Genomic DNA, 4297 nt, shown 5'->3' on the forward strand with positions numbered 1-4297 from the left:
GCGGAATTGGGTCCGCTGGATTTCCATTCGTGGAATTTTTACAAGAGGTTCATATGTACGCGGTCATAAAAACCGGTGGCAAACAGTATCGTGTTGCTGCTGGCGAAAAAATTAAAGTAGAACAGATTGCTGCGGATGTGGGCCAAGAGATCGTGTTTGACCAGGTTCTGGCTGTCGGCAACGGCACCGAGATCAAGATCGGCACTCCCTTGGTTTCCGGCGCAACAGTAACGGTCACGGTGTTGGCCCATGGCAGACACGACAAAGTGCACATCTTCAAGATGCGTCGTCGCAAGCACTACCAGAAGCGGCAAGGTCACCGTCAAAATTTCACCGAACTGCAGATCTCATCGATCGCAGGCTGAGGAGTAGGTCAACATGGCACAGAAAAAAGGCGGCGGCTCAACGCGAAACGGGCGCGATTCCAAGCCCAAGATGCTCGGCGTGAAAGCGTTTGGCGGCGAACTGGTCAGCGCAGGTTCGATCATCGTGCGTCAGCGCGGCACCAAGTTCCACCCCGGCCTCAACGTCGGTCTGGGCAAGGATCACACGATTTTTGCCACGGTGGACGGCCACGTGTCGTTCGCGGTGAAGGGCGAGCTCAATCGCCAGACCGTCAGCATCACACCCGTTTGATCGGGCCAGTGCAGGGGCCGCCGGATTGCAAGGTTTCGGGGGCGTTTGCTCAGTGCTGACGTGAAAATGCAGAAGGCCCGCCCCAGCGGGCTTTTTGTTTTGGATTTTTAGTGGGGACGCGTCCCTGGAAAGCATGTCATGAAATTTGTGGATGAAGCCACCATCGATGTCGCAGCGGGCGATGGCGGCAACGGCTGCGCATCTTTCCGGCATGAGAAATACAAGGAATTCGGCGGCCCCGACGGTGGAGACGGCGGGCGTGGAGGGCACGTGTACGCCGTGGCCGACGCCAGCCTCAACACGCTGGTGGATTTCCGTTTCACGCGCCGCTTTGAAGCCGAGCGCGGCGAACACGGCAAAGGTTCCGATATGTTCGGTGTCAAGGGTTGCGACATCGTCCTGAAGATGCCGGTGGGCACCATCATTGCCGACGCTGAAACCGGCGAGACCCTGCACGAATTGCTGCAGCCGGGCGAGCAAGTCACCATTGCCAAAGGCGGCGACGGTGGTTTTGGCAACATGCACTACAAGAGTTCCACGAACCGGGCGCCGCGCCAGAAGACGCCGGGCTGGGCCGGTGAGAAACGCACCTTGAAGCTGGAGCTCAAGGTGCTGGCCGATGTCGGTTTGCTTGGCATGCCGAACGCAGGCAAGTCCACGTTGATTTCGGCCATCTCGAATGCACGCCCGAAAATCGCCGACTACCCGTTCACCACACTGCATCCCAACCTGGGTGTGGTGAGGGTTGCACCGGAGAAGAGCTTTGTGGTCGCCGACGTGCCGGGCTTGATCGAAGGTGCATCCGAGGGCGCCGGACTGGGTCACCAGTTCTTGCGCCATCTGCAGCGCACCCGCTTGTTGCTGCACATGGTGGATGTTGCGCCGTTTGACGAAGGTGTTGATCCCGTGGTGCAGGCCAAGGCCATCATTGCCGAGCTCAAGAAGTACGACCAGAAGCTGTATGAAAAGCCGCGCTGGCTGGTGCTCAACAAGCTGGACATGGTGCCGCTTGACGAGCGCGAGGCCAAGGTCAAGGACATCGTGAAACGCCTCAAGTACAAGGGGCCTGTGTTCGAGATCTCGGCCCTGACGCGTGAAGGCTGCGAGTTTCTGGTCCAGAAGATCTACGAGCACATCGCCAAGGTCCACCAGGCCACGCTGGCGCCGGTGGACATCGATCCTCGTTTTGACACCCCCCTGCCCACCTGAAGCGCTTTTCTTTGATGCAGACCATGCTCCTCGCAGACAACACGGGCTTGATGCCGTTGCGCGTCAACAGCGCACTGAAAACGGCCCGCCGCATCGTGGTCAAGGTGGGTTCTTCGCTTGTGACCAACGAAGGGCGAGGGCTTGATGAGGAGGCGATCGGGCAGTGGAGCGAGCAGCTCGCGGCCTTGGTCAAGGATGGTCGGGAACTCATCATGGTGAGCAGCGGCGCGGTGGCTGAAGGCATGAAACGCCTGGGCTGGACTGTGCGCCCCAAGGAGATCAACGAGTTGCAGGCTGCGGCTGCCGTTGGGCAGATGGGGTTGGTGCAGATGTACGAAACCAAGCTGCGCGAACACGGCGTCGGGAGTGCGCAGGTCTTGCTGACCCACGCCGATCTGGCAGACCGGGAGCGGTACCTGAATGCGCGCTCGACCCTTCTCACGCTGCTGCAGTTGGGTGTGGTTCCGGTGATCAACGAGAACGACACGGTCGTCAACGACGAAATCAAGTTTGGCGACAACGACACCTTGGGCGCCTTGGTGGCCAATCTGGTGGAAGCCGACGTGCTCGTGATCCTCACGGACCAAAAGGGCCTCTACACTGCCGACCCGCGGCGCGACCCTGCTGCGCAGTTCGTGCACGAGGCGCGCGCCGGGGACCCTCAGCTCGAAACCATGGCCGGTGGCGCGGGCAGCGGTATCGGCAAGGGCGGCATGATCACCAAGATCCTGGCGGCCAAGCGCGCCGCCGGATCGGGCGCATCCACCGTGATCGCCTGGGGGCGTGAACCACGGGTGTTGATCCGCCTGTGCGAAGGCGAGGCCATCGGTACTTGCCTGGTGGCCAATACGCCCAAGAACCAGGCGCGCAAGCGCTGGATGTCGGACCACCTGCAACTGCGCGGTGCGGTACTGGTGGACGATGGTGCCGTGGGCAAGATTGTGGGTGAGGGCAAGAGCCTGCTGCCGATCGGCATGACCGCTGTTGATGGTGACTTCTCGCGAGGCGATGTGATCGCGGTGCGCGACGGCCGCGGCGTGGAAGTGGCGCGTGGCTTGGCGAATTACGCCAGTTCGGAAGCCCGCTTGCTGTGCCGCAAATCGTCGGCTGACTTCGAGCGCTTGCTCGGCTATGCCGCCGAACCCGAAATGATCCACCGCGACAACATGGTGCTGGCGCGGCTCTGAGCGCTCAGGCCCGTGGGCCGTTCAGCGGATGTCGACGCGGTCGCTCTTCAAGGCGGCCAGAATTTTCCGGGCATTCCCCGTGATCGTGCGTCCTTCGCAGATACCCTGCCGCGCGAGGATCATGGCGGGGCGCGTGGGGCCCCGGAACGACAGGGCTTGCCAGTCGGCATCGGGGCTGGCATTCCAGGTGCCCTTGTCGCTCAATCGTCCATAGGTTTTGGTTTCCGCGGTGGCGCACCGGATGCCTTGGTACAGCACATTGAGTGCACCGCCGCTGCTGCGCGCCACCATCACATACCGAACCACGCCGTCTTCGCCCACGGTCAGGGTGTTGGGGTCGATGCCATAGGTGAGCGCCGAAGCCTTCATCACTTCGAAGGGGATCAGCACCTCGGTGCTGAACGTTGTCGGAGGCGCAGCGACCGCTTCGGTCCAGACTTTCTCGTCGGAGTACGAAGTCTGGGCGGTTGCAAGAAGTGGCGCGCTGCCGAGCAGCGAAAAAGCCAGGACCGAGGTCACCGACCTCGGGAGGCGTCGAAACAAAGCAATCATTTGAATGGCGTGTTCACAGCGCGTTCATCGCTCTGTGGGTCTGGGTCAAAGCTGGCGCCGGGAGGAAGCTCCAGCCCCATGGGTGCGCACATGTGCGTGGGCATATCGTCGCCATCGTCGCGTTGTCGCATGCCACCGCGCAGGTACCGGTTGCGGTGGTCGGAGCGGGGCAGGTAGCGTGAGAGTTCGGTCAGCGCCATTTCATAGACGCCGCGCTTGAACTCGACCACCACGTCCAGTGGCACCCAGTAATCGTGCCAGCGCCAGGCGTCGAACTCCGGGTGGCTCGTGGCGCGCAGGTTCAGATTCCAGTCTTGCGCCACCAGGCGGAGCAGGTACCAGATCTGTTTCTGTCCTTTGTAATGACCGCGTGCATCACGGCGGATGAAGCGGTCCGGCACTTCGTAGCGCAACCAGTCTCGCGTGCGGGCCACGATGTTCACGTGCTCAGGCATGAGGCCCACTTCCTCGTGCAACTCGCGGTACATCGCCTGCTCAGGTGTCTCGCCCCTGTCGATGCCACCTTGCGGAAACTGCCAGGAGTGGGACCGGATGCGTTTGCCCCAGAACACCTGGTTTCGCTGGTTGAGCAGAATGATGCCGACATTGGGCCTGAAGCCTTCTCTGTCAAGCATAATCAACCCCAAATTTTTAAACTGTGTTCATTATGCATCGCGCCGTGCGAGTTGCGAAGTGATCACACACCTGTTGCA

General features: G+C 61.1%; 6 protein-coding genes. 4 read left to right on the forward strand and 2 right to left on the reverse strand.

Annotation, left to right across the window (positions count from 1 at the left end; all coding sequences use genetic code 11):
- Nucleotides 1–53 precede the first annotated feature (53 nt).
- The 4 genes from rplU to proB all read left to right on the forward strand — a co-directional run bounded on the left by rplU (nt 54) and on the right by proB (nt 3032).
- Nucleotides 54–365: a 50S ribosomal protein L21 gene (gene rplU / locus Q0C59_RS18960; RefSeq protein WP_069047504.1), complete on the forward strand. Its 312-nt coding sequence runs from the start codon at nt 54–56 to the stop codon at nt 363–365.
- Between the two features lie 13 nt (nt 366–378).
- A complete protein-coding gene (gene rpmA, locus Q0C59_RS18965; protein WP_056273119.1) occupies nt 379–636 on the forward strand; it encodes a 50S ribosomal protein L27 in 258 nt (85 codons plus the stop codon).
- A 138-nt stretch (nt 637–774) separates the two neighbouring features.
- The gene (gene cgtA / locus Q0C59_RS18970; protein ID WP_291218500.1) at nt 775–1845 is read left to right on the forward strand and encodes an Obg family GTPase CgtA; all 1071 of its coding nucleotides are present in this window, start codon (nt 775–777) and stop codon (nt 1843–1845) included.
- Between the two features lie 14 nt (nt 1846–1859).
- Nucleotides 1860–3032 (forward strand): glutamate 5-kinase, encoded by a 1173-nt coding sequence (gene proB / locus Q0C59_RS18975; protein ID WP_291218502.1) that lies wholly within the window; start codon nt 1860–1862, stop codon nt 3030–3032.
- A gap of 21 nt (nt 3033–3053) precedes the next feature.
- Here proB and Q0C59_RS18980 read toward each other — a convergent pair whose 3' ends face one another.
- Together Q0C59_RS18980 and Q0C59_RS18985 are read right to left on the reverse strand one after the other, a co-directional pair.
- Nucleotides 3054–3575: a CNP1-like family protein gene (locus tag Q0C59_RS18980; RefSeq protein WP_291218505.1), complete on the reverse strand. Its 522-nt coding sequence runs from the start codon at nt 3573–3575 to the stop codon at nt 3054–3056.
- 5 nt (nt 3576–3580) lie between these two features.
- Entirely contained in the window at nt 3581–4219 is a 639-nt protein-coding gene (locus Q0C59_RS18985) for an RNA pyrophosphohydrolase (RefSeq protein WP_291218507.1), read from the reverse strand.
- Nucleotides 4220–4297 lie beyond the last annotated feature (78 nt).

This window comes from Hydrogenophaga sp. (assembly GCF_022844385.1).
Taxonomy (GTDB): domain Bacteria; phylum Pseudomonadota; class Gammaproteobacteria; order Burkholderiales; family Burkholderiaceae_C; genus Hydrogenophaga.